This window comes from Nitratireductor sp. XY-223 (genome assembly GCF_004959855.1).
Lineage (GTDB): Bacteria > Pseudomonadota > Alphaproteobacteria > Rhizobiales > Rhizobiaceae > Hoeflea_A.
Genome location: NZ_SPNT01000012.1, coordinates 47,115 through 64,588, shown reverse-complemented (window position 1 = coordinate 64,588; position 17,474 = coordinate 47,115). Strand labels below are relative to the sequence as shown.

The following is a 17,474-nucleotide window of genomic DNA, read 5'->3' as shown; positions in this document are numbered from 1 at the left end:
TCGCCCGCCGCATGCTTCTTTGAGGCGGTCAGCTGCCCTTGCCGCCGCAGGTCTGGGTTTCGGTGTTGAAGTTTCCGCAGTCGAGCGGCTTCCTCCAGTCGGAGATCAGCTTGGCCGAATCCGGCAGGAAGTCCGACCACGCATCGCCGGCGACGAGGCCGTCGGTCTGGTCGACGATGTCGAACTGGCCGTCTTCCTGGATCTCGCCGATCAGCACCGGCTTGGTGATGTGGTGGTTCGGCATCATGGCGGAATAGCCGCCGGAAAGGTTCGGCACGGAAACGCCGATGATCTCGTCAATCACCGTGTCGACGTCGGTGGTGCCGGCCTTCTCCACTGCCTTCACCCACATGTTGAAGCCGATGTAGTGGGCTTCCATCGGATCGTTGGTGACGCGGTTCTCATCACCGATGAAGGCTTTCCAGGTCTCGATGAATTCCTCGTTTTCGGGCGTGTCGACCGACTGGAAATAGTTCCAGGCGGCAAGGTGACCGACGAGCGGTTCGGTGTCGAGACCGGCCAGTTCCTCCTCGCCGACCGAAAAGGCGACCACCGGGATGTCGGTCGCGGAGATGCCCTGGTTGCCGAGTTCCTTGTAGAACGGCACGTTGGCGTCGCCGTTGATGGTGGAGACGACCGCGGTCTTCTTGCCTTCCGAGCCGAAGGCCTTGATGTCGGCGACGATGGTCTGCCAGTCGGAATGGCCGAACGGCGTGTAGTTGATCATGATGTCCTCATCGGACACGCCCTTGGCCTTGAGGTAGGCCTCCAGGATCTTGTTGGTCGTGCGCGGGTAGACATAGTCCGTTCCCGCGAGCACCCAGCGCTCGACTTCCTCGTTCTCCAGCAGATAGTCGACGGCGGGAATGGCCTGCTGGTTGGGTGCGGCACCCGTGTAGAAGACGTTGCGCTGGCTTTCCTCGCCCTCGTACTGGACGGGATAGAACAGGATGCCGTTGAGCTCGTCGAAGACCGGAAGCACAGACTTGCGGCTGACCGAAGTCCAGTTTCCGAAGACGGCGGAAACCTCATGGACCTCCAGCAGTTCGCGGGCCTTTTCGGCAAAGAGCGGCCAGTCGGAAGCGGGATCGACGACAACCGCCTCGAGCTGTTTGCCCAGAAGGCCGCCCTTCTTGTTCTGCTCCTCGATGAGCATGAGCATGACGTCTTTCAGTGTGGTCTCGGATATCGCCATCGTTCCTGACAGGGAATGCAGGATGCCGACCTTGATCGTGTCCTCGGCCCAGGCGGCGGACGATGCGGTCATGCCGGCGACGATCGTTGCCAGGCCGAAGGACCGGATCCGGTTTTTCAGAGCATTCATATTGATCTCCATGATCTGCGTAGAAGTATTTGCACCGGCCTTTACCTCGCAGGAATCGTGCCAGATTCCCGAATCTTTATATCCGGACGACTATTGCTTTGTTTTTAATGGATAATTTTCTGCCGTCCGGACAGATCCGAACGATCGTTTTCACATTGGGGTACGATGATTTTTTGTGCGCTGCGGTATGCTGCTCACAAAATAGGCAGGTGGCGATGGCGCTTTTTTAGGCAATCGAAATTGCCGTGACCCGGAACGCCACTTGCGCTACGACTTTCGCACCGGTTTTCCGGTAGAGGTATTTGCACCACAAATCCTCGGCCCTGCGCCCCGGGCGCAGGGTTTGCCCTTTTTCAACGGTTTTGACGCCATCGACGCAGCCCTATCCGGCTGCCCCTGCAAAAAATTCTTTACATACCAACCGGTCTGTATGTATATGTGCCGATCAGCAAACCGAAATCCGGAAGAAAGCAATGGGCGAAGAAAAATCGAATGAGCGTATCCGTGACGCTGAACGGACCATCGCGCTGTTGAAAAGGGCGACGGTGGGCCAACTCATAACGAATGGATATGCCGGCCTGTCGATCCTGCCGATTCTGAAGAAGGCGGGCGTGTCGCGTGGGGCGCTGTTCCATCACTTCCCGACGAAGGATCACCTGATCGCCGCTGCGTTCGGCGATCTTCTGGTCGAGTTCGCCGGCCAATTGCACGAAATCGCATCCCGGTTGCGCAAGGGCGAAATCACTCTGGAAGAATTCGTTTCAGAGACAGGCGATACGATTGCGAGCGATCTCTTTGTCGGTTGCATGGAGATTGCTCTCGGCATCCGGGCGGAGTTGACGCTTTCGTCCCTTGTTCAGGAAGCGGTCGCCGACTGGCGACAGTCCCTTTTCGAGTTCTGGGACAATACGTTCGAATTGCCCGGATATGATCAGGAGCAACGCTCGGATCACTGGGCAATGGCGTCGAATGTCCTTCGTGGTTACGCGTTTTCCACTTCGTTCGGTGCCGCGCCTCAGGCGCGAGAGCGCCTTATGCGGGGGTTTCCAAAACTGTTTCTGGAAGCTGCAGTCATTCGTCCCGCAAACGAACGCGTCGTTTCAATCAATACCAAAAGCAAATCATGACATTCGGGAGGAAACCATGAGAATGCTTCCATTCGCGCTGGCTTTTTGTACAGCGATGACCGCGACATCCGGCACTGCATTGGCCAGAGACAGCCTTGTGGCCGCGACGTGGCTGCCGCCCACCCACATGTACTCGCGCTACCTCTATGATTATTGGGCTGAACGCGTGGCGCATCATTCAAACGGGACGCTAACCGCGGAAGTGGAGCTGGGATCACCGCGCGTGACTGCGCTAGGCAATCTCTCGGAGCTCGCGGACGGACTTGCCGACGTCTCCGGACATTTTGCCCAATATACACCGTCGGATCTGCCGGTTTCCAATGCGGTGGAGGAACTGGGGATGACCTTTTCGGATCCCAGGGTGATCATTGCCGCGGCGACGGAGTTCAATATCTTCGATCCCGAACTCAGTGCCGAGTGGAAAAGACACGGCGTCGTGTTCGGCAGTTCCTATGCGACCAATCACTACAAGCTGGTCTGCAATGTACCTGTAACCAGCCTCGCCGAGTTGAAGGGGGCCAAGCTCAGGCTGCCCGGACGAGCTCCTGCGGCCTGGGCGAATTCAGCGGGGGGCGTGACGGTCGCGTTCAACACGAACGAGCAGTATGGCGCTCTGGAAAAGGGTGCCCTGACATGCACGACCACAACCGCGGTCGATGCCCAGTCACGCAAGCTGTATGAAGTCGCCTACCACATCACCGATTTGCCCATCACCTTGTTCTGGGCGGGGCTGGGGCACGGCTACAACAAGGATGCATGGGCGGAGCTCACGACCGAGCAGAGACGGGCGGTTCTCGATGCCGAGGCCGATACGATCGCGACCTTCATTGTCGATGGCACGTTGTTGGCCGAACAGGAAGCGCGCGACAGCCTGACGGAAAAAGGCGTTTCGTTTCATGAGCCCACCGAGGATCTCAAGGCATCGATCGACGCGTTTCGCAAGGCGCAGCCGACTGTTGCGGCTGAGATCGCCAAATCCACCTTCGGCATTGAAGATCCCGAGGCATTGCTGGGCCGTTTCCAGGCGACGGTGAACAAATGGGAAGACCTTCTCAAGGACGTTCCCGTCGAGGACAAGCAGGCGTTCGCCGAACTGATAAGACAAGAGATCTACGGCAAGGTTGATGTCGAAACCTACGGGTTGAACTGATCCGACCTCAACGGGGCCGGCCTGCCGGTCCCGTGCCAGGCTCCATGCCGGGAAAACCATCATGCAAACTGTAATCCGACTGGCTGGGTCTCTTGCCCGCCTGCAACTTGCGATCGCCGCCCTTGCGGTATTTGCGATATTGCTGACCGTTTCGGTTGATGTGCTTTTGCGGGCGTCCGTCAACGCGCCGATCGGTGCCACGATAGAAATCGTTTCATTCTACTACATGATTCCGCTGGTGTTCTTTCCGATCATGATGCTCGAACTGACCGGCGGGCACATCGATACCGACCTGTTCTACAGGCTTTTTCCACGTCGATTGAAACAGATTTCCATTGTCGTCTCCGTCCTGTTGACCACGGCCATCTATCTTGTGCTGGCCTACTTCACCTTCAAACAGGCGGTCATTTCCACGAACAATGGCGAGGTCTCCATGGGGATAAGCCATTTGCCGATATGGCCGGTCCGTTGGGTGCTTCCAATTGTCTTCGCCACTTCGGCCATAGCGGCTTTCCTGCTGTGCGTGAAACGCTTCCGCGGTCGGGACCAGGATGTCTGAGCCATTGTTCTCCGTCCTGCTGACCTTCGGAGCCTTGCTCGGTCTGATCGCGATACGCGTTCCGATCGGTCTTTCACTCATCACGGTTTCATTTGTCGGTATCGCCCATGAGACGAGCCTGCGCGCGGCCATCGGATCGATTTCCAGGTTGCCCTATGAACTGTCGACCAACTGGAGTTTCTCAGCGGTCCCGATGTTCTTGCTCATGGGATTTGTCGCTTCGGAAACGGGATTGACAAAGGGGCTGTTCAACGCGTCGAGGGCGCTTCTGGCGAGACTTCCCGGCGCGCTTGCCTGCGCCAGTGTATTGGCAAGTGCCCTGTTTGCGGCGGCGTCCGGCTCGTCGGTCGCAACGGCGGCATCCATGTCCCGTATCGCGATTCCGGAGATGTTGAGCCGCAAATACGATCCGGGACTGGCGTGCGGAACAATCGCTGCATCGGGTACGCTGGGTTCGCTCATCCCGCCGAGTATCTTGATGATTCTCTACGGTGTTTATGCCGATGTCTCCATCGGCGGCCTGTTCCTGGCGGGTGTTCTGCCGGGAATTCTGTCGGTTCTGATCTACATGACGATGATTGTCGTGCGATGCGGGCTCAATCCCGCGCTTGGGGGTGCGGCAACGGATGATGAAATCGAGCCCTTCACAAGGAAACTCCTTTTTGACATTGCGCCGCTGCCGCTGCTGATCCTGATTGTCATGGGAAGCATATCCCTTGGCATCGCCACCCCGACAGAGGCCGGTGCGCTGGGCGCGTTGGGGGCGGTCGCGATCGCGGTGGTGAGCGGCAGGTTTCGGCTTGCCGCGTTCCTTCGGGCGCTGCAACAAAGCGCATTGTCCTTTACGGCTATCTTCATAATCGTCATCGGAGGCGCGCTGTTGACCCGGTATTCGGCCGTTGTCGGCTTGAACGGGATGCTGGAAGATCTGTTTCAACGGAGCGCAGCCGGACCTCTTGTACTGATACTGGCGGTCTCGCTTCTCTATATCGTCCTTGGCATGTTCATTGACTCGATCGGGCTGCTGTTGCTGACGGCCCCGCTTATCCTGCCATTGGCCGGTTCGCTTGACATGGATCTCATCTGGTTCGGCATCATCCTGATCAAACTGCTGGAAATCGGGCTGATTACGCCGCCAATCGGCCTGAACATTTTCGTCATTCAAAGTGCGCTGGACGGCAAGGTGCGACTTCCGACAATTTTCGGCGGCGTTACCTGGTTTATCGCAATGGACATCCTGACACTGGCCATTCTCATAGCGGTCCCGGCGATTGCGCTGTGGCTTCCCTCCAGATTCTTTTGAGGTGTTAACGTGAAAATTGAAGAGACCTTTACTGCACCGACCGTCCACGAAATGCGCGGAAGGGTGTCCCGGTTGCAGGACGCGCTCGGGCGGTACGGTTTGGAAGCCTATATCTGCTTTTCTCCGGCGAATATCCTCTGGCTGACCAATTTTGCAAATTTCGTCCACGAGCGACCTTTCATTCTCACGGTGCCAAAATCGGGTCGCCCGGTTTTCCTTGTCCCGTTTCTTGAACTGGATCATGCGGTCCACCGGATTGCCGGAGATGTTGAACTCGCTACCTACGCCGAGTTTCCGGCTCCCGAGGGGCAGCGCTGGACCGACCGTTTTTGCGACCTGCTGCCCGATTCCGGCCTTGTCGGCGTTGAGGACATGCTGCCGGGCGCAATGTTGCGCTGCATCGGCGAGCGGGCACTGCCGATCGACCTTGTGGACCGGCTGCGGGAGGTCAAATCCGACTACGAACTTGGCCGGATTGCCTATGGTTGCCGATTGTTGAGCGAGGCGCACTCGGATTTGCTGGCAAAAGCAAGACCCGGCCTCTCCCAAAGCGAGATCAATCTTTCGATCGGAAAATCGCTTCACGCAAAGATCGCCGCGGACAACCCGTCCATCAACCCTCTCGCGACGTCCATAATGACCTTGATCCAGAATGCCGAAGTGTCTCACGACCCCCACAACTTCACCGATCTCGACATGAAGATGCTGCCCGGCGGGCCCCATGTCACCGTGTTCAATTCGGTGCTCAACGGATACGGCGCGGAGATCGAGCGCACGTTCTTTCTCGGAGCGGTGCCCGAGGAGGCGAAGGGGCCTTATGAGACGATGATGGAGGCCCGAAGCATCTGTTTTGAGCGGACGAGGGCCGGAAATCTGATGGGAGATATCGATCGCGAAGTGAATGCACTCTTCGACAAGCGCGGATTTTCTTCGGCGCGCCGTCATCGCGCCGGCCACGGGATGGGCGTTACCTCCCATGAAGGGCCATTTCTCGCAGATGGCGACGAAGGTGTCATCAAGAAGGGCATGGTGTTCACCTTGGAGCCCGGAATCTACATTCCGGGCGTCGGCGGGTTCAGGCATTCCGATACGGTCGTCGCGACGGACCATGGTCCGGTCTGCCTGACTGAAGCCCCTGACGCCCTCAACGAACTCACCATCTGAACAGAGTGGTCCCGAAATTCATAAGACGGCCGCGGTCATGACCCGATCAGATGATCTGGAAATTGCCGATTGTGCAAACTTGATCAAGGAACGGGCTTCCTGCGACCATGTCACAATTCTCCTGTTGAGCGACGGCGGCTCACGGATGCACCGTGTCTTTTCCTCCATGCCCCTCGTGTTTCCGACATTTGGCTCAAAGCCTGTGCCCGGTGGTGAATGGGCCAGACAGATCATCGAACTGAAGAAGCCCGCATTGCTGGTTGGTGCTGAGGCGATTGAGGCAACCTTTCCGGATCATGACGTCATATTGGCAAATGCAATCCACGCAATTTTGAATGTGCCGGTTGTTCGCGGATCCGATTGCGTCGGCAGCGTTAACTGCCTGTATACCTCCCGTCATCCACCACACGATTTTATATCTCTTGCAGGAGAAATTCAGGACACGTTGTCTGCGTCGGCCGGCCATTTGTTCCTGCGCTGATTTCACAGGCTTGCGGTGGCCGGAAGATGATGACCTGTCTCCGCACGGGTATGCTCATCCGTGATTTTGCAATCGATTACAAATCCAGTATAACGGCGTTTGAGCGCGATCTGGCAACACGTCTCCAGAGGCCATTGCGGCGGTCACCGGCGGAACAGAAGATGAGCGAACGGACCAGGATCAAGGACATTGCGCGCGTTGCCGGCGTATCGACGGCGACCGTGTCGCGGGCGCTGAGCGATTCGTCGCTGGTGACCGATGCGACGCGCGAGAAGGTCCGCGAGGCGGCAAGCAAGCTCAACTACCGGCTCAACGTGCGGGCGCGCAATCTGCGCATCCAGAAGTCGATGGCGGTGCTGCTCGTCGTGCGCAACATGCGCAACCCCTTCTATCTGGAAATATTCAGGGGTGTCGAAGCCGTGGCGCGCGCGGCCGGCTATGTGCTTTTGATGGGCAACACGGAAGACGATCCCGAGCGCGAGGCCGAGTATTTCGACATGCTGCGCGACGGCCGCGCGGACGGCATGATCCTGATGACCGGCACGCTTCCGGACAGCCACGCGGTCCTCGATACCGAAGCCGGCATCGCGCCGATCGTCGTTGCGCTGGAGGCGGTGGAAAACTGCCGGCTCGCGCATGTGCGGATCGACAATTGCACGGCGGCCAAGCAGGCGGTGCGCCATCTGGCGGCGCTCGGTCATCGTCGCATCGCCCATATCTGCGGCCCGCTGCCGGAAATCCTCAGCCGGCTGCGGCTCGACGGCTACCGCAAGGCGATGGCCGAGGCCGGCCTCGCCATACCGGACAATTACGAGCCGGTGGGCGACTACTCGATCCGGAGCGGACGAGAGTGCTGCGCCGGGCTTTTCGACGCCGACAGCCCGCCGACGGCCCTGTTCGTTGCCAACGATGAAATGGCGTTCGGGGCGATCGGCGAATTGCGGCGGCGCGGGTTGCGGGTGCCCGAGGACGTGTCCGTCGTCGGCTTCGACGATCTTTTCATCAGCGAAAGCTACAGCCCGCCGTTGACCACCATCAGCCAGCCGCGCGTGGAGATCGGCCGCACCGCGATGACCATGCTTCTCGACATCATAGGAGCGCGGCGCACGGCGCCCGAGACCATCGAAATGCGGACCGAGCTGGTCGTCCGGCAGTCGACCGGCACCGCTCCGCATTAGAGCAAGATGAGGTCAGGTTTGGTCATTTGACCGTGGCGATTTTGGTCGCTGGCTAGGCGGGTTGCGCGCCGTGGTGCCACCCCACCACAAGCGCAAGCCAACGACGCCAGGGGCCAAAATTCGCCCGGCCCGTTCACTGTTGGTTTTCAATATCCACCTCCCTTTCAAGGGTGGGGAAAATCGGCCCATCGGCGTCGTTGCGCCGCTTGCCCGATGCCCCACATCGCGCTGCGCGACGCGCCTCGCCGAGTGGACAGATTTTCCGCCATCAAATGTCCAAACCTGACCTCATCTTGCTCTGGCGGACAATCCGTTCACCGCAGATTCTCGACGTCGCTGCTTGCGTTGTCGTCGCCGATGGTCAATACATCTGGCGACCGGCGCAAAGCCGCATCTATTCCCGATTACGCGTTTCGTGGAGGCCTCCCGATGAGCATTTCCGATAATCTCCTGTCGCGACTGTCCGATCCGTCGCTGTTGCCCGCCGCGGGCCTCGTCGGCGGCACCTGGATCACCGAGGCGGATACCGGCCGCCGGTTCGACGTCGACAATCCGTCGAACGGCGAGGTGATCGCCAGCTTGCCGGACATGGGGGCGCAAAACACCCGCCAGGCAATCGATGCCGCACACGAGGCGCAGAAGTCCTGGGCGGCGATGACCGCCAAGGAACGCGGCACGATCATGCGCCGTCTTTATGAGCTGCAACTGGAGAATGCCGACGACCTGGCGACCATCCTGACCATGGAGATGGGCAAGCCGTTCGCGGAAGCGCGCGGCGAGATTGTCTATGGCGCGTCGTTCATGGAATGGTTCGCGGAAGAGGCCAAGCGGGTCTATGGCGACACCATCCCCGGCCACCAGGGCGACAAGCGGCTGGTGGTGATCAAGCAGCCGATCGGTGTCGTCGGCGCGATCACGCCGTGGAACTTCCCGAACGCGATGATCACCCGCAAGATCGCTCCGGCGCTGGCCACCGGCTGCACGGTGGTCGTCAAGCCGGCCGAGCAGACGCCGCTGTCGGCCATTGCGCTGGGCGTGCTCGCCGAGCGCGCCGGCATGCCCGCAGGTGTCTTCAACCTGATCGTCGGTGAGGACGGACCGGCCATTGGCCGCGAGTTGTCGGACAATGACAAGGTGCGCAAGCTGACCTTCACCGGCTCGACCGAGGTCGGCCGCATCCTGATGCGGCAGTGCTCGGACCAGATCAAGAAGATCGGCCTGGAACTCGGCGGCAACGCGCCTTTCATCGTCTTCGACGACGCCGATATCGATGCGGCGGTCGACGGTGCCATGATCTCCAAATACCGCAATGCCGGCCAGACCTGCGTGTGCGCCAACCGGATCTACGTGCAGGCCGGGGTCTATGACGAATTCGCCGAGAAGCTCGCCGTCAAGGTGCGCGAGCTGAAGGTGGGCGACGGCTTCGAGGACGGCGTGACCACCGGTCCGCTCATCGACAAGCAGGGCCTATCGAAGGTCGAGGAACACGTCTCGGATGCGCTGGCCCACGGCGCCACGGTGCTGACGGGCGGCAAGCCCGACGTGCACGGCGGCACATTCTACGAGCCGACGGTCCTGACCGGCGTCTCGACCGAGATGAAGGTGGCGCGCGAGGAGACCTTCGGGCCCGTGGCGCCGCTGTTCCGCTTCGAGACCGTTGAGGAGGTGATCGAACTTGCCAATGCGACGGAATTCGGCCTCGCGTCCTATTTCTACGCCCGCGACCTGTCTCGGGTCTGGACGGTCGCCGAGGCGCTGGAATACGGCATGGTCGGCATCAATACCGGCCTGATTTCGACGGAAGTGGCGCCCTTCGGTGGCGTTAAGCAGTCCGGCCTCGGCCGCGAAGGCTCGAAATACGGGATCGAGGATTTCGTCGAGATCAAATATCTGTGCTTCGGCGGCATCGGCGCCTAGGCCGAAATCCATCCGAAATCGAAACGGGGCCGAAAGACCCCGTTTTTGTTTGCGTCAGCCGGCGACCGCGACGATGGCGCGGGCCAGATCGTCCAGCTTGTCGTGATGCAGGCCGGCGATGTTGATGCGGCTGTCGCCGACGATGTAGATGCCGTGCTCGTTGCGCAGTGTGTCGATCTGTTCGGTGGCGAGGCCGAGGCGCGAGAACATGCCCTTCTGATCGGCGATGAAATCGTAGCGGCCGCTGTTCGACGCGCGCCGCAGCGCATCGGCAAAATCGCGGCGCAGCGTCACCATGCGGCTGCGCATGCCCTCGAGCTCCTCCATCCAGTCGGCGCGCAGCTCCGGGTCGTCGAGCACGATGCGCACGATGGCAGCGCCGTGGTCGGGCGGCATGGAGTAGACGCTTCTGGTGACGGACAGCAACTGGCTGAAGGCGGTGTCGACGTCCAAAGCATTGGCACCCACCAGCATGGCCGCGCCGACGCGCTCGCGGTAGACGGCAAAGTTCTTCGAGCAGCTCGCGGCTATGGCCAGTTCCGGCACTCTTCGCGCCAGCGCCCGCAGGCCCGCGCAATCCTCCTCAAGACCGTCGCCAAAGCCGAGATAGGCGAAGTCGACGAACGGAAAAAGGCCCTTTTCGTTGCACAGATCCGCAATCGCCTCCCACTGGGGGACCGTCAGGTCGGCGCCGGTCGGGTTGTGGCAGCAGCCGTGCAGCAGAACGATGTCGCCTGCTGCCGCGCCGCGCAGCGCCTCCTTCATTTCGTCGAAACGGACGGACCCGGTTGCGGCGTCATAGTAGGGGTAGGATTGCGGGGTCAGGCCGGCGCCGCTGAGCAGCGGGATATGGTTCGGCCAGGACGGATCGGAAATCCAGACGGTCGCGCCCGGGCGGGCACGGTTCAGCATCATGGCAATGATGCTGAGCGCGCCGGAGCCACCGGGTGCCTGGCATACGCGCAAGCGGTCCGCGGACACCGCGTCGCCGAGGACGATCTCGCCCATGGCGGCGCAGAAATCCTTGTCGCCCTGCAGGCCGACATAGGTCTTTGTGGTCTGTTCGTCGTGCAGGCGTTTCGCGGCGGCGCGTATCGCCCGCATGATGGCGGTGTTGCCGTCCGCGTCCTTGTAGACGCCGACCCCGAGATCGACCTTGTCGGTGCGGCTGTCCTCGCGGTACTGCGCCATCAGCGCGAGGATCTTGTCGGGCGGGGCGGGCTGGAGCTTTTCGAACATCGTCCTGCTTTCCTGATTGGGATTAGGCGGTGAGTTTGGCGAGGCCCGTTTCGGCCTGCGATCTGGCCTTTGCTACCGCTTCTTCCTTCACAGGTCCATAGCCGCGTATCTGCATCGGCAACTCGAACAGTTCGCGCCAGTCCCCGGCGTTTTCTGCCGTGATCTTGTCGAGGTTGTCGCCGACCAGGGTCTCGAACCAGGAGATCAGGCTTCTTTCCAGCTTGCGGTCGTGTCCGTATCCGAACGGATCGAACGCCGTGCCGCGCAGCCGTCTCATGCGCGCAAGCGCGCGGAAGACCGGCAGCATCCAGTTGCCGAACTGGCGTTTGCGCGGCCGGCCGCGCGCGTCCTTGCCGAGCGGCAGCAGCGGCGGCGCAAGATAGTATTTGATCGTGAAATCGCCGTCGAAGCGCTCCTTCAGCTTGTCCAGGAAGGCCGGATCGGCGTGCAGCCGCGCCACCTCGTATTCGTCCTTGTAGGCCATCAGCTTGAACAGCGACCAGGCGACGGTTTCGGCAAGGCCGCTGGTGCCGATTGCCCGCTCATGCGTCTTGACCGCATCGACGGTGCGCCGGAAACGGTCCGCATAGGCCTTGTCCTGATAGTCGGCCAGGAAGGCTTCGCGGCGCTCGACGACCGTTTCGAGGGTCTGTTCCTCCGGGTTGCCCGCTTCCGCAAAGTCGGGAAGAAGGTCTGGCCGGGCGGCGGCGATCCGTCCCCAGGAGAAGGCCTGGATGTTGGCGTCAATGGCAACGCCGTTCAATTCGATGGCGCGCATCAGCGCCTCGAGCGAGACCGGCACCAGTCCCCGCTGCCAGGCAAAGCCGAGCAGGATGATGTTCGAATAGACCGTGTCGCCCAGCAGCTTCTCAGACAGGCGGTTGGCGTCGAGCGACGATACGTTGTCGGCGCCGACGGCGCTTTCGATTTCCGCCTGGCGCCGGTCAACGGCGAGGCTGGCGTCGCGATTGCGTACGATGTCGCCGGTCGGCGATTCGGCAAGGTTGAGAACCGCTTTCATGTCCGGGCGATATGAACGCGATGCCTTGGGTGAGGAGGAAACGACAATGTCGCCGCCGATCAGCGCGTCGGCGGAACCGTCGTCGATGCGCACCTGGTTGATCGCCGCCGGATCGTCGGCCAGCCGGATGAAGCTCAGCACCGGGCCGAATTTTTGCGCAAAGCCGGTGAAATCGAGAACCGATGCGCCCTTCGCCTCAAGATGGGCGGCCATGGTGATAAGCGCGCCGACGGTGACGACGCCCGTGCCGCCGACGCCGGTGACGAGGAGGTTATAGGGTTTTTCCAGGCTGTGCCGCTTCGGCAGGGGCAGTTCTTCCGCCAGTTCCGCCGCGTCGGTCTTCGTGCCCTGGCTCTTGCGGCGCTCGGCGCCCTCGACCGTCACGAAACTGGGGCAGAATCCGTCGAGGCAGGAAAAATCCTTGTTGCAGGAGGACAGGTTGACGCGCCGCTTGCGGCCGAACTCCGTTTCCACCGGCTCGATGCTCAGGCAGTTGGATTCGACCGAGCAGTCACCGCAGCCCTCGCAGACGAGTTCGTTGATGAAGGCGAAGCGTTTGGGATCCTCCATCTGGCCGCGCTTGCGGCGACGGCGCTTTTCCGTGGCGCAGGTCTGCTCGTAGATCAGCGCCGAAACGCCGGGTACCTCGCGCAGCTCGCGCTGCAACGGATCGAGTTCGCGGCGGTGGTGCAGCGTGGTGCGGGCCGGAAAATCCGACAGCGAGAACTTGCCGGGTTCGTCAGAGACGAGGGCGATGCGCTCGACGCCCTCGGCGCGCACCTCGTGGGCGATCGCCTGGACGCTGATCGGCCCGTCGACCGGCTGGCCGCCGGTCATGGCGACGGCGTCGTTGAAGAGGATCTTGTAGGTGATGTTGGCGCCGGCGGCGATCGACTGGCGGATGGCCATCGATCCGGAATGGTAGTAGGTGCCTTCGCCGAGATTCTGGAAGATATGGCCGTTGCCGGTGAATTTCGAGGAGGCCGCCCAGTTGACGCCCTCGCCGCCCATCTGGATCAGCGAGGTGGTCTCGCGGTCCATCCAGCTGGCCATGAAATGGCAGCCGATGCCGGCGAGCGCCTTGGAGCCTTCGGGAACCTTTGTCGAGGAATTGTGCGGGCAGCCGGAGCAGAAATAGGGGGTGCGGGTGGCGCCCGCGACGGCGATCGGCGCCAGCCGGTTTTCGCTCAGATGTTCGGCGCGCTTGCTGAAACGGTCGGTATCGAAGATGAGGTCGAGGCGCCGGGCGACGAGCGGCGCCAGTTGCAGCGGCGACAATTCGCCGGTCCACGGCACGAGGCGGTCGCCGTCCTCGTCGCGCTTGCCGACCATGTGGTCGGGCTTGTCGCCCGGATGGTCGTAGAAATATTCCTTGAACTGGCTTTCGATGATGCCGCGCTTTTCCTCGATCACAAGCACCTCGCGCTTGCCCTTGACGAACGACAGGGCGTCGCGCCGCGGCAGCGGCCAGACCATGCCGACCTTGTAGATGTCGATGCCGAGATCGCGGCAGGCCTTTCGGTTGAGGCCGAGCAGGCGCAGCGCCTCCATCAGGTCGAGGTGACCCTTGCCCGTTGTGACGATGCCGAAGGTGGCGTCGTCGTGATTGTAGATGCGCCGGTCGATGGGATTGGCCTCGGCAAAGGCGAAGACGGCCTGTTTCTTGGCCTCCATGCGCTCCTCGATCTGGGGACCGGGAAGATCGGGCCAGCGGTAGTGAAGGCCGGTCGGCGGAATATCGAAATCGGGCGTTCTGAAAACCCGATCCGGCAGGATCTCGACCGAGGCGGCGGATTCCACCGTCTCGGAAATCGCCTTGAAGCCGACCCACATGCCTGAATAGCGGCTGAGCGCGTAGCCGTATTCGCCGAATTGCAGGTATTCGCCGACATTGGAAGGATTGAGCGTCGGCATGAACCAGGCCATGAAGGCAACGTCCGACTGGTGCGGCATGGAGGAGGAGACGCAGCCATGGTCGTCGCCCGCAACGACGAGGACGCCACCATGCGGGGAGGAGCCGTAGGCGTTGCCATGCTTAAGCGCATCGCCGGCTCGGTCGACGCCCGGACCCTTGCCGTACCAGAGGCCGAAAACGCCGTCGACCTGCCTGTTCGGGTCGGTCTCGACCTGCTGCGAGCCGAGCACGGCGGTCGCCGCCAGATCCTCGTTGACGGCCGGCAGGAACTCAATATTGCGTTCCTTCAGGAGCGCTGCGCTGCGCCACATTTCGAGATCGACGCCGCCGAGGGGCGAGCCGCGATAGCCGGAGACGAAGCCGGCGGTGTTGAGGCCGGCCTGGCGGTCGCGCAGAGCCTGGTCGAGGACAATGCGTGTGATGGCCTGGGTGCCGGTCATGTAGACCCGGCCCGAGCGCCGCTGGTAACGGTCGTCCAGGCTATACTCCACCAGCGGCATGGGAGCATGAACGTTCATGATGCGCATCCCCTGAGTTTTGTTTGCAACAGTTTAGCCCGAATCCCCCGGTAAATCTGTCCATTTTGTTTGTGAAATCGCGGCGAATAGGATAAATTCACCAAAAAGCGGCACTAACTCGAAAAATTTGGAGATCGGAATGCGGCTTGACCGGCATGACCGCGCATTGCTTCGGGAATTGCAGAAGGATTGCCAGATCACCAACCAGGCACTGGCCGACAAGGTGGGTCTGTCGGCATCGGTGTGCTGGCGGCGTGTCAACGCGCTGGAAAAATCCGGCATCATCCGCCGCTACTCGGCGATCGTCGACGGCCCGTCGACGGGGCTCGGGTTCCAGGCAATCGTCTATGTATCGCTGGTGCGGCACGAGACCAGCCGGCTGAAGGAATTCATCGCCGCCGTCACGCAGCGCGAGGAGGTGCTCGAATGCCTGGCAACGACGGGCGACGCGGACTACCACCTGCGGGTGATCTGCGAGGACCAGGCCGCCTACAACCAGCTCCTGGAGGAGTTCCTGTTCCAGCTTCCGGGCATCGCCCATGTCAAGACGAGCCTGATCCTGAAGGAGATCAAGTCGCAGGCCTATATCCCGGTGTGATCAGGCCCGGGCGGTCAGGCGACCGCCTCCTTTTCCACGATGGCGCTGAAATTGGAGAAGAACTGGCCGGCCAGTTTTTTCGAGGTCGAGTTGATCAGCCGGCTGCCGAGCTGGGCCAGCTTGCCGCCGATATCAGCCCTCACGTCGTATTCCAGGATGGTGTCGTCGCCGTCCTCGATCAGCTTGACCGTCGCGCCGCCCTTGGCGAAACCGGCAACGCCGCCCTTGCCTTCGCCGCTGATCGTGTAGCTTTCCGGCGGGACAAGGTCGGAGAGTTCCACGTTGCCGGCGAAGCGCGCCTTGACGGGGCCGACGCGCAGCACGACGGTGGCCGTCATTTCCGTGTCGGAGACCATTTCGAGTTCCTCGCAGCCCGGTATGGACTGTTTAAGGATTTCCGGGTCGTTCAATGCGTGGTAGACGGTCTGGCGCGGGGCGCGGATGCGTTGCGAGTCGCTCATTTCCATAGGGCGGTTCCTTGTCTTTCGGGGATTTATCCGCAGCAGGGCGCCGCGGGATAGGACGATCGCACGGCACGGCCGTAATCGGCCGCGGTGTCGATGTCGCGCACGAATGCCGAATTGCCGACGTCGACGGTGCGCACGTCGTCGGGGCGGTTTTCGATCAGCCGGCGGCAGCCGGTATTGAGGTCTCCGGCGGACGCCACGGCAGCCAGTTCCGGCGGCAGGATGATCGGGTTGCCGCGCTGGCCGAGATATTCGGGAACGATGATGCGCCGGCATCCGTCATCGCGGAAGGTACGGGCGAGATCGCGGTAGTCGCAGGCCTCCAGATAGGGCATGTCGGCGAGCGCGATCATGATGCCTTCGGCCGGTGGTGCGGTCCCTTCGCCCGGCAACAATTCACGCAGGCCGTGAACGACGGAGGACATCTGCCCCTTGCGGTAATCCGGATTGCGGCTCGTGACAACGTCGAGGCCTTCAAGCGCCTCTTCGATCCGTGCGGCGTCATGGCCGGTGACCACCAGAACCTTGCGGAATCCCGCCATTGACAGCGTTGCGGCGGTGTGCCTGACCAGCGGCTGCCCCTGAAACCGCAGCAGCAGCTTGTTTTCTCCGCCCATGCGCCGCGAAAGGCCGGCGGCCAGGAGCACCGCGTCGAGATTGTGCGTTGCCGGTTTCATGATCGCGCCGCCTCGTCCTTGACGGTTTCGGCTTTGCTGAACTGCCCGGCGCGGCGCAGGGCGATGATCTCGCCCATGATCGACAGGGCGATCTCCTCGGGCTCCACCGCCTTGATGTCGAGGCCGGCGGGGGCGCGCACATCGGCAAGACGCGCGCGCAGTTGCGGGTCGGCGGAGAATTCCTCGGCCAGCACCGCGAACTTGCGGCGGCTCGCCACCATGCCGATATAGCCGGCCTGCGACTGCAGTGCCGCGCGCAACGCCTCGCGGTCACGGCGCCCCTGCGTCGACAGGATCAGCGCATCGCCGGGGCCGGCCTGCGCGGCGGCTTCCGCGAAATCCGAGAAACAGGAATCGGCCTTCTCCATCGCCTCGTCCGGTTCGCCCGGCGCGCCGGCGATCGTCTGATAGCCGATGGTGCCGGCAATCGCGACAAGCGTCTGCGCGATCGGCGAATCGCCGAGGATGACCAGGCGGCGGCGGGCCTTCATCGGTTCGAGGAAAATCTCCACGGTTCCGCCGCTCGGGCAGGAGGATTTGTGCAGCGTGGTGCCGTCCTTGTCGACCGGCGCGACGACCTCGTCTTTCGGCCTGACGCGCATCAGTTTCGGCTGCTGGCACGCGAGCGCGGCCATGGCCTCCTTCCTGACCGCGCCGGTGACGCAGCCGCCGCCGAGAAAGCCGTGCAGTTCGCCGTCTTCCGTCACCACGGCCTTTGCGCCGGGCTTGGCCGAGGTGGCGTCCTTGGTGCGCACGATGGTGGCGACGCAGAAGCTTCGGCCGCTGCCGCGCAGCGTCTCGATCAGGTCCAGCGTGTTTTGCGATAGCTTCATGGC

Annotated in this window: 15 protein-coding genes; 9 read left to right on the top strand and 6 right to left on the bottom strand. The window is 61.8% G+C overall.

The features are described 5' to 3' along the window. Positions 1 to 28 precede the first annotated feature (28 nt). Positions 29 to 1,267: an urea ABC transporter substrate-binding protein gene (gene urtA, locus E4M07_RS25285; protein ID WP_246660602.1), complete on the bottom strand. Its 1,239-nt coding sequence runs from the start codon at positions 1,265 to 1,267 to the stop codon at positions 29 to 31. 530 nt (positions 1,268 to 1,797) lie between these two features. Between urtA and E4M07_RS25280 the strand changes: the two genes are divergently transcribed. The 8 genes from E4M07_RS25280 to E4M07_RS25245 all read left to right on the top strand — a co-directional run bounded on the left by E4M07_RS25280 (position 1,798) and on the right by E4M07_RS25245 (position 10,203). Next, entirely contained in the window at positions 1,798 to 2,451 is a 654-nt protein-coding gene (locus E4M07_RS25280) for a TetR/AcrR family transcriptional regulator (protein ID WP_136661203.1), read from the top strand. 22 nt (positions 2,452 to 2,473) lie between these two features. Further along, on the top strand, positions 2,474 to 3,601 hold the full coding sequence (locus E4M07_RS25275; protein WP_169054382.1) for a C4-dicarboxylate TRAP transporter substrate-binding protein: 1,128 nt from the start codon (positions 2,474 to 2,476) through the stop codon (positions 3,599 to 3,601). A gap of 61 nt (positions 3,602 to 3,662) precedes the next feature. Continuing rightward, positions 3,663 to 4,160, top strand: coding sequence for a TRAP transporter small permease (locus E4M07_RS25270; protein WP_136661201.1), 498 nt, complete (start codon positions 3,663 to 3,665; stop codon positions 4,158 to 4,160). Next, positions 4,153 to 5,463: a TRAP transporter large permease gene (locus E4M07_RS25265; protein WP_136661200.1), complete on the top strand. Its 1,311-nt coding sequence runs from the start codon at positions 4,153 to 4,155 to the stop codon at positions 5,461 to 5,463. Before E4M07_RS25270 ends, E4M07_RS25265 begins: the two co-directional genes overlap by 8 nt. A 9-nt stretch (positions 5,464 to 5,472) precedes the next feature. Next, a complete protein-coding gene (locus E4M07_RS25260) occupies positions 5,473 to 6,627 on the top strand; it encodes a Xaa-Pro peptidase family protein (protein ID WP_136661199.1) in 1,155 nt (384 codons plus the stop codon). Between the two features lie 37 nt (positions 6,628 to 6,664). Further along, complete coding sequence (locus tag E4M07_RS25255) at positions 6,665 to 7,108, top strand: hypothetical protein (RefSeq protein WP_136661198.1); 444 nt, start codon at positions 6,665 to 6,667, stop codon at positions 7,106 to 7,108. 161 nt (positions 7,109 to 7,269) lie between these two features. Continuing rightward, positions 7,270 to 8,286 carry a LacI family DNA-binding transcriptional regulator gene (locus E4M07_RS25250; protein WP_136661197.1) on the top strand — a complete coding sequence of 339 codons (1,017 nt, stop codon included), beginning with the start codon at positions 7,270 to 7,272 and terminating at the stop codon, positions 8,284 to 8,286. Between the two features lie 429 nt (positions 8,287 to 8,715). Further along, the gene (locus E4M07_RS25245; protein ID WP_136661196.1) at positions 8,716 to 10,203 is read left to right on the top strand and encodes an NAD-dependent succinate-semialdehyde dehydrogenase; all 1,488 of its coding nucleotides are present in this window, start codon (positions 8,716 to 8,718) and stop codon (positions 10,201 to 10,203) included. Positions 10,204 to 10,257: 54 nt separating this feature from the next. On the opposite strand, the gene E4M07_RS25240 is transcribed toward E4M07_RS25245, so the two are convergent. Then, complete coding sequence (locus E4M07_RS25240) at positions 10,258 to 11,442, bottom strand: amino acid aminotransferase (RefSeq protein ID WP_136661195.1); 1,185 nt, start codon at positions 11,440 to 11,442, stop codon at positions 10,258 to 10,260. 22 nt (positions 11,443 to 11,464) lie between these two features. Continuing rightward, positions 11,465 to 14,896 carry an indolepyruvate ferredoxin oxidoreductase family protein gene (locus E4M07_RS25235; protein ID WP_246660601.1) on the bottom strand — a complete coding sequence of 1,144 codons (3,432 nt, stop codon included), beginning with the start codon at positions 14,894 to 14,896 and terminating at the stop codon, positions 11,465 to 11,467. A gap of 139 nt (positions 14,897 to 15,035) precedes the next feature. Here E4M07_RS25235 and E4M07_RS25230 point away from each other — a divergent pair, with 139 nt between their 5' ends. Then, entirely contained in the window at positions 15,036 to 15,494 is a 459-nt protein-coding gene (locus E4M07_RS25230; protein ID WP_136661194.1) for an Lrp/AsnC family transcriptional regulator, read from the top strand. A 14-nt stretch (positions 15,495 to 15,508) separates the two neighbouring features. Here E4M07_RS25230 and E4M07_RS25225 read toward each other — a convergent pair whose 3' ends face one another. Genes E4M07_RS25225 through E4M07_RS25215 form a run of 3 tightly spaced genes read right to left on the bottom strand, consistent with a single transcriptional unit; the run spans position 15,509 to position 17,471 of the window. Further along, complete coding sequence (locus tag E4M07_RS25225) at positions 15,509 to 15,961, bottom strand: carbon monoxide dehydrogenase subunit G (protein ID WP_136661193.1); 453 nt, start codon at positions 15,959 to 15,961, stop codon at positions 15,509 to 15,511. 26 nt (positions 15,962 to 15,987) lie between these two features. Continuing rightward, positions 15,988 to 16,638: a nucleotidyltransferase family protein gene (locus E4M07_RS25220; RefSeq protein WP_136661192.1), complete on the bottom strand. Its 651-nt coding sequence runs from the start codon at positions 16,636 to 16,638 to the stop codon at positions 15,988 to 15,990. Further along, a complete protein-coding gene (locus E4M07_RS25215; protein ID WP_136661191.1) occupies positions 16,635 to 17,471 on the bottom strand; it encodes an XdhC family protein in 837 nt (278 codons plus the stop codon). Before E4M07_RS25215 ends, E4M07_RS25220 begins: the two co-directional genes overlap by 4 nt. Positions 17,472 to 17,474: the final 3 nt, after the last annotated feature.

Excerpts from the sequence above, each read along its gene's own strand:
- urtA (WP_246660602.1), bottom strand. The coding sequence starts at position 1,267 with ATGACCGCATCGTCCGCCGCCTGGGCCGAGGACACGATCAAGGTCGGC.
- E4M07_RS25280 (WP_136661203.1), top strand. The coding sequence starts at position 1,798 with ATGGGCGAAGAAAAATCGAATGAGCGTATCCGTGACGCTGAACGGACC.
- E4M07_RS25275 (WP_169054382.1), top strand. The coding sequence starts at position 2,474 with ATGCTTCCATTCGCGCTGGCTTTTTGTACAGCGATGACCGCGACATCC.
- E4M07_RS25270 (WP_136661201.1), top strand. The coding sequence starts at position 3,663 with ATGCAAACTGTAATCCGACTGGCTGGGTCTCTTGCCCGCCTGCAACTT.
- E4M07_RS25265 (WP_136661200.1), top strand. The coding sequence starts at position 4,153 with ATGTCTGAGCCATTGTTCTCCGTCCTGCTGACCTTCGGAGCCTTGCTC.
- E4M07_RS25255 (WP_136661198.1), top strand. The coding sequence starts at position 6,665 with ATGACCCGATCAGATGATCTGGAAATTGCCGATTGTGCAAACTTGATC.
- E4M07_RS25250 (WP_136661197.1), top strand. The coding sequence starts at position 7,270 with ATGAGCGAACGGACCAGGATCAAGGACATTGCGCGCGTTGCCGGCGTA.
- E4M07_RS25245 (WP_136661196.1), top strand. The coding sequence starts at position 8,716 with ATGAGCATTTCCGATAATCTCCTGTCGCGACTGTCCGATCCGTCGCTG.
- E4M07_RS25240 (WP_136661195.1), bottom strand. The coding sequence starts at position 11,442 with ATGTTCGAAAAGCTCCAGCCCGCCCCGCCCGACAAGATCCTCGCGCTG.
- E4M07_RS25235 (WP_246660601.1), bottom strand. The coding sequence starts at position 14,896 with ATGAACGTTCATGCTCCCATGCCGCTGGTGGAGTATAGCCTGGACGAC.
- E4M07_RS25230 (WP_136661194.1), top strand. The coding sequence starts at position 15,036 with ATGCGGCTTGACCGGCATGACCGCGCATTGCTTCGGGAATTGCAGAAG.
- E4M07_RS25225 (WP_136661193.1), bottom strand. The coding sequence starts at position 15,961 with ATGGAAATGAGCGACTCGCAACGCATCCGCGCCCCGCGCCAGACCGTC.
- E4M07_RS25220 (WP_136661192.1), bottom strand. The coding sequence starts at position 16,638 with ATGAAACCGGCAACGCACAATCTCGACGCGGTGCTCCTGGCCGCCGGC.
- E4M07_RS25215 (WP_136661191.1), bottom strand. The coding sequence starts at position 17,471 with ATGAAGCTATCGCAAAACACGCTGGACCTGATCGAGACGCTGCGCGGC.